The organism is Scytonema hankhaensis NUACC26 (assembly GCF_045865695.1).
GTDB lineage: Bacteria > Cyanobacteriota > Cyanobacteriia > Cyanobacteriales > Nostocaceae > Scytonema.
On the sequence record NZ_BAACAP010000041.1, the window covers coordinates 1 to 6,223 of the forward strand.

A 6,223-nucleotide genomic window follows, 5' to 3' on the forward strand; every position below is an offset into this window, starting at 1 on the left:
AAAAATATATGTTTAATTGTCTATACGGAATTCTGTTACCGCAATGTCTGGCTTTCATTAGATAGAAAATAATCAGCGAATTTACTTACGTGTTACTACTAGCTATTCAGTAAAAAGGCAAACTGTTATTGACGTTTAGATAAAGTTGATGTAAAAACCTTTAAAAAGATAGAACCACTTCTTACAGAAACTTTATTGTATAGAATCATAAAAACTGAATAATAGTTTATGGTCTCCTTGAACCATAGCTAGGGCAGAAACCAAAAACCAGACAAAAAAGTCAAGCCGGAAAATACAAAGGAGAGGAAAATGCAAGACAAAATTTGCTGAAACGCAAAAACTGTTAATTCAAACATTTTGGATGTCGAAAAAATTATAAAGAACACTTGCTTGCTTTTAAGCACTCTTCAACCAAATAACCAACTAGCGAAGGACTCCTAAAATCTATGAACTCTAAAGCATTACCACGCCAAGTCAATAGCATCGACGTAGGTGTTTATGAGTGTGAAGTACATCTCAAATTTAGGTTGATTGAGGAAAAAAGTCTTTTGGGCGATCGCGATCAGCTTTTACAGGTACTGCTAGATGCTTTAACTGAAGGTTCTGACGACTTTTTAGAAACGTTACAAGCTTCTGTAAAGGCGCAAGAAGTCTCTGAGCTAAAAGCCTCTCCACAAATGAGACGCCAGCTTATGCGTTTACGCAATGCGATTGACGTCCCTCAGTAGTCAACGACATCCTATGCCGTCGCTCGATTGGATTCTTAGGTGTAAAAAGGTGAATTTTTTTAAGTTTACCGCTCAGCTTACTAGTTCTCTTAATGACTCGGCTTACTTTATTTCCTCTAACCAACCTTAGTACTAGAGCTAGTATTATACCTGCCGCCTTAGCATTACGGAAACCAGTAGATATCTACTTGGACTTCATATAGAAGTTATCCGCACTTTTTAGCGGAATTATGTTTCTAATAAGTTAAATTTCAGGGTAATATTTTCTACCATAAACAGTAAACAGTGACCCGTAAGGGTCACTGGTCACTGGTCACTGGTCACTGTTACTTTGCCAAACCGTGTTCCAAAGCAAAACGAACCAATTCTGTCCGACTGTTAGTTCCAGTCTTACTAAACAAACGGCTGACGTACTTTTCTACATTTCGGACACTAGTTTCTAAGCGGCGAGCAATTTCTTTATTCATTAGCCCCTCAGCAACTAGGTTCAGGACGCTTTGTTCTCTAGGAGTTAAGTCAATAGCAAAAGGTGCAGGCGATTGAGCAATTGCGTTTTTTTGAGTCAACAAAGCTTTAATTTGAGCAATTTGATTAGCCAGTTCTGTAATATTAGGTGATTCGCCGTCTTCAGCGACCGCCGGAGTGCGAGAGGAACGGCGTTCTAGTAAATTCTCTACAATAGCTACTAATTCGTCAGGATCGAAAGGTTTTGGCAAATAGGCATCAACACCGGCGTGATAACCTTGAATGCGGTCAGTCGTCATTCCTTTTGCAGTGAGAAATATCACGGGGAGCGATCGAAAACGAGGATCGTCTCGCAATTGCTTGAGAAATTGGTAGCCATCCACTTGAGGCATCATAATGTCTGAGATGACTAAATCTGGTAGGTTCTGTTGCACTAACTCCCAGCCCTCTCGGGCGTTACTGGCAACCTGAACGCTGAAACCACTCTCTTGTAAATAATCCTTCACTGCTTCACGCAATCCCGGTTCATCATCTACCAGTAACAATTGTCCTGCCATCTACGGTACCCTTAGCACTACTTTTCTCCAATTTAGCGAAATTCGAGCGCGAAAAGCTACTCATACCATTTTGGATTTTGGATTTTAGATTTTGGATTGAGGACTTTAGCTTGGGTAAGCCCCTTAAAAAGGGGGGCTAGGGGGATTTTTATTTGTCTAGAAGATTTAGGGAATTGGTCTAAACAAAGACATCTTTTATTTTGACTTTTAAGATTAAGTATGTTATGTAATTTTTCTAATCAAGAAAATTTGTGTATATTTATTTACAATGTCTGCAACAATTAGAAGCTAAGTTCCAATCATAACTCAGTAAAAAGAAAAATTTAATAAAAAATTACAAATCTGTAGATGAGCAACAGCTACCCGACCAGTCATTGGTCGGGTGGTCACTGGTGAGTCCTGCGCGCATGAGGCGAGTTTCCCACGCCCAGGCGACTGGCGTTCGCGAAGCGTCTCCGAAGGAGATACCCGGAGGGTCACTGGTCACTGTCAAGCCACTCAATCGTTTTGGCATTTTCTGGTAACTGAGTATTTCTTTGTCCTCGAGCGCGTGCTTTAGCGGTGAATAACCCAATGGGAGTGCTTAATATATCCACAAGCCCAGCTTTACCTACAAAAGCTTTGACGGTGTCTCTAGGTAGTTCCTTGAATACCCAGCGTCCTATACGATAAAAGTATTCTGAGGGTGTCATTTCTCGCATTAACGCCACGCCATGTAGTTCGTGTAAGTAGCGATTTGAACGCCCGTAGCGTCGCCATTGACTTTCTAGTTCTTTCAATGTTACGCGGTGACGATGTTTCACAATTGCTTCGGGAACAAATTCCAAACGCCCTATCTTTTGCTGTAAAATACGCCAGCAAATATCTGCATCTCCACCAGTCGTCAGATAAGGACGAAATAAACCTATTTTTTCAAAAGCTTCGCGCCGAATTGCTAAGTTGGCGGTTTGACCGTAGGGATAAAAAGGATGAGCAAGGGTATGTTTCTGAGATAATGTATCTTGTCGATCTGCGTGTTGTTCTAATAATGTTATTCCGTGCAAAGCCACTACTTCACCAGCAACGATCGCTACGTCTGGATTTCCGAAAGGTGCAATCAGTGACTCTAACCAATCCGGTTGCGGACGACAATCGGCGTCAGTAAATGCTAGTATCTCGCCATTTGCCGCTCGAATGCCAGCGTTACGAGCAGCGTAAGAACTTTGAATTTTGGCTTCGCTTAAAGGGCGAATTGTAATTGGACTATTTTCAGCAGCATCTTGCAGTAGATGACTCGTGCGATCGCGACTGTTGTTATCTACTAATAAATACTCTACTTTCTCCCTAGGGTAAGTTTGATCTACCAGATTAGATATTAATTCTGGTAAATCCCCTTCCCCATTATAAATCGGTACAATTACTGAGACTTTTGGCAAAAAAGAGTTAGTGGTTGATGTATTAACTTGTGTCATTTGTACGAGTGTCCTTTGTCGTTTGTCATTGGTCATTTTTTGACAACAAGAGCCACTAACTACGATAGGGCGCAAGACCGCCGCGCCCCTACTCATCACTAAAATCTCAAATCGTTAGCATTGTTGTTTAACGATTGCAAAGGTTGTTGTTTTTGTGGTGAGGGCTGAGCAAGGCTGTTGGTGGATAGAATGGAGAGTGCTCGCGCATAATGAGGATCGTTCTGGGTTCCCAGCAAATCGGGGTTTGCTGCCAACTGACGCTGCTGTGCTTCTGTTAAATCTAATTTAATATCTGGGGCAATTCCCTTGTGATTAATATCTGTACCTTTAGGAGTATAATAGTGAGCTATGGTGACAGCGACACCAGAACCATCTGTGAGTTCGTGAACCGATTGTACTAGAGCTTTTCCAAAAGTTTGACTGCCAATAACGATCGCTCGATTATTGTCTTTCAATGCTCCGGTGAGAATTTCGCTAGCACTTGCGGAATTGTTATCGACTAAGACGACTAGGGGGCGATTTGTTATGGCAGTGTGATTTGCCTTAGTTTCTTCGCTACCGCCCTTCCGGTCTACAGTCTTAACAATGGCTCCGTTGTCGAGCCACATACGAGCAATTTCAATACTAGCTTGTAACAAACCACCTGGGTTACTGCGTAGATCCAACACAAAGCCGTCAACTTTTTGAGCATTCAAATTGCGAATAGCCCGCCGCATTTGACTTGAAGCATGAGCGCTGAACTCTCGCAAACGAATGTAGCCAATACGCCGCTTACCTTCTTGCTTGAGGGTATAGCGTACAGTTGGTACTTCAATAGTTGCTCGCGTCAACTTTACATCAAAAGATGGTTGTCCTTCACGTCCCAAGCGCAAAGTTACCATAGTACCAGCTTTGCCGCGAATCAGTTTAGAGGCGTCATCCGCTTTCATTTGTTGAGTAGATTTGCCGTCAATTGCCAAGATTTGGTCTCCAGCTTTCACGCCTGCTTTGAGTGCGGGAGAATTTTCAATAGCCTCTACAACAGTAAGTTGCTTAGTTTTTTCATTAAATTCCATCCGGACACCAATTCCAGAGACTTCCCCAGATGTTTGATTGGTAAGAGCTTCGTACTGTTTGGGGTCCATAAAGCGAGTATAAGGATCGCCCAATTTTTCCAAAGCTTCGCGAATAGCCACATAAGCTTGCTCGCGTGAGGTATAATCTTTACCTAGCAAATTTTGACGAACTGCTATCCAATCCTGTCTGTTAAACGAGGAATCGACATATTCGCGATTCACAAGTTGCCAGACTTCATCTACTATCGTTTTCGGGCTATCTTGAAGTGCAGCACGCACCGAATGACACCATACCGGACCAAATACAGAAAGAGAGGCAGTTGAAGCTATAGCTCCACCAATCAGGGCTACTTGGAGCGGCGAGTGACGTTTTGCAGATTGATTCATGTATATTAGCTGGAATAATTGTGTTGTTGACAGTGTAGCAATCTGGTTTTTTAGGGACTATAGATTTTTTTGTTTATGTAAACCTTCTTCATTCATTTTCCTTGATGTTTCTTTAAGAATACTGGGTCACCTTTCAACCAGTGTTTATAACATAGCTCGCGTTTTCCGCAAGTCTAATGCTATATAATGGCATCTTTATGACTACCATTTGCGATCGTTATCACTCTATTAAGATAGCATTTAGCTAGTTAGATCGGTGTAGCAGAATTCACTTAAAAAGGGTGGTATTAAATACATTAATGAAACGCCAAGTCACAAACAGTGGATTCAACCCAAAGGCAATACTATCCGGTAAAAAGTGGCAATTTTTACAAAAGTTAGTTTTTGGACTGTGCTTTGTACTCGCTAGCTTGCTGATTTTCAACACTATAACCCTAATTTCTGCATCCTCCAAGCCAGTAGACGCCTTTTTTGTACTTGGTGGAAGTATAAGACGAGAAATTTATGTGGCAAAATTGGCAAAACAGTACCCTAAAATTCCTATTCTTATTTCTCGCGGTTCCAAAGACCCCTGCATTTGGCTGATTTTTCAGAAGGAAGCAGCGAGCCAAATCCAAAACGTTTGGTTGGAAAAATGTGCGGATTCTACTTTTGGGAATTTTTACTATGGTATTCCAATTTTACATCATTGGAAAGTGCATAAAGTAAAAATGATTACATCTCCTACACATTTGCCAAGAGCTAAATGGATGGCACAGATTTTGTTTGGTGCTCGAGGTATTTGGGTAGAAACAGAAGTGGTTCGAGAGCAAGGTGTCCCTGGTAATCAAGAGTCTTGGTTGAAAACAGGATTAGATGTAACACGTAGTCTATTGTGGGCAGGATTAAGTCCTATCATTCAACCGCAATGTTCTTCTGTCATAAAATTGGCAGAGGTCGAGATGGATATTTGGCAACGGCGGGGTTTTAAGTGCGAACGTCAAGGTGCAGTGACCAGTGACCAGTGACCAGTGATTTAAGGTTTCAAATTCCTTTTGGAACTACAGGGCATCTGTTGCGGTCTAGGGTCTTGGCTTTTGAAGAAGGCAGTATTAGTAAACTGCGGTCACTTGTCAGGTGGTCACTGGTTAAAGTCTTGGCTTTAGAAGAAGGCAGATCTGTAGACGGTAACCATGGTGAAGGCAGTCCTAGGGAAAAAATTTCCTTGTCAAGAATGAGAATACTTTCTTTTCCTATGCCCTATGCCCTATGCCCCATATCCCTATTCCCCTAACCCAATAGACTTTTTCTGTTGTGTTGTCATTTCACAACAATATAGTAGTACTCTTTTACTAGTTAAGTTTTCAAGTTTAACTACAAAGCATGAACGTACTTCTTGTGTTGGGAAAGAACTGGGGTTAAATATTTAACTGGAATAATTCGAGATGTATCAATATTATTCCTTGGATAAAAATTTTTCCCTGACTGCTTTGTTCCTCTATGTCTCTTGTTTTTGTTAAATGAAAAAATATATGTTTAATTGTCTATACGGAATTCTGTTACCGCAATGTCTGGCTTTCATTAGATAGAAAATAATCAGC

General features: G+C 41.2%; 6 protein-coding genes. 3 read left to right on the forward strand and 3 right to left on the reverse strand.

Features of this window, described 5'->3' with window-relative positions; genetic code table 11:
* Positions 1–446 precede the first annotated feature (446 nt).
* The gene (locus tag ACKTT2_RS00815; protein WP_407882996.1) at positions 447–728 is read left to right on the forward strand and encodes an Npun_R1517 family heterocyst differentiation transcriptional regulator; all 282 of its coding nucleotides are present in this window, start codon (positions 447–449) and stop codon (positions 726–728) included.
* A gap of 326 nt (positions 729–1,054) precedes the next feature.
* On the opposite strand, the gene ACKTT2_RS00820 is transcribed toward ACKTT2_RS00815, so the two are convergent.
* The 3 genes from ACKTT2_RS00820 to ctpB all read right to left on the reverse strand — a co-directional run bounded on the left by ACKTT2_RS00820 (position 1,055) and on the right by ctpB (position 4,643).
* Positions 1,055–1,750: a response regulator transcription factor gene (locus tag ACKTT2_RS00820; protein WP_407882998.1), complete on the reverse strand. Its 696-nt coding sequence runs from the start codon at positions 1,748–1,750 to the stop codon at positions 1,055–1,057.
* Between the two features lie 476 nt (positions 1,751–2,226).
* The gene (locus ACKTT2_RS00825) at positions 2,227–3,237 is read right to left on the reverse strand and encodes a glycosyltransferase family 2 protein (protein ID WP_500691367.1); all 1,011 of its coding nucleotides are present in this window, start codon (positions 3,235–3,237) and stop codon (positions 2,227–2,229) included.
* A 62-nt stretch (positions 3,238–3,299) separates the two neighbouring features.
* Positions 3,300–4,643, reverse strand: a complete 1,344-nt coding sequence (gene ctpB, locus ACKTT2_RS00830) for a carboxyl-terminal processing protease CtpB (RefSeq protein ID WP_407883001.1) — start codon at positions 4,641–4,643, stop codon at positions 3,300–3,302.
* Positions 4,644–4,942: 299 nt separating this feature from the next.
* On the opposite strand from ctpB, the gene ACKTT2_RS00835 reads away from it, so the two are divergent.
* Together ACKTT2_RS00835 and ACKTT2_RS00840 are read left to right on the forward strand one after the other, a co-directional pair.
* Positions 4,943–5,650 carry a YdcF family protein gene (locus ACKTT2_RS00835; RefSeq protein WP_407883003.1) on the forward strand — a complete coding sequence of 236 codons (708 nt, stop codon included), beginning with the start codon at positions 4,943–4,945 and terminating at the stop codon, positions 5,648–5,650.
* Positions 5,647–5,916, forward strand: a complete 270-nt coding sequence (locus tag ACKTT2_RS00840) for a hypothetical protein (protein ID WP_407883005.1) — start codon at positions 5,647–5,649, stop codon at positions 5,914–5,916. Before ACKTT2_RS00835 ends, ACKTT2_RS00840 begins: the two co-directional genes overlap by 4 nt.
* Positions 5,917–6,223 lie beyond the last annotated feature (307 nt).

Coding starts and splice junctions, on each gene's coding strand:
- ctpB (WP_407883001.1), bottom strand. CDS start 4,643: ATGAATCAATCTGCAAAACGTCACTCGCCGCTCCAAGTAGCCCTGATT.
- ACKTT2_RS00815 (WP_407882996.1), top strand. CDS start 447: ATGAACTCTAAAGCATTACCACGCCAAGTCAATAGCATCGACGTAGGT.
- ACKTT2_RS00820 (WP_407882998.1), bottom strand. CDS start 1,750: ATGGCAGGACAATTGTTACTGGTAGATGATGAACCGGGATTGCGTGAA.
- ACKTT2_RS00835 (WP_407883003.1), top strand. CDS start 4,943: ATGAAACGCCAAGTCACAAACAGTGGATTCAACCCAAAGGCAATACTA.
- ACKTT2_RS00825 (WP_500691367.1), bottom strand. CDS start 3,237: ATGACCAATGACAAACGACAAAGGACACTCGTACAAATGACACAAGTT.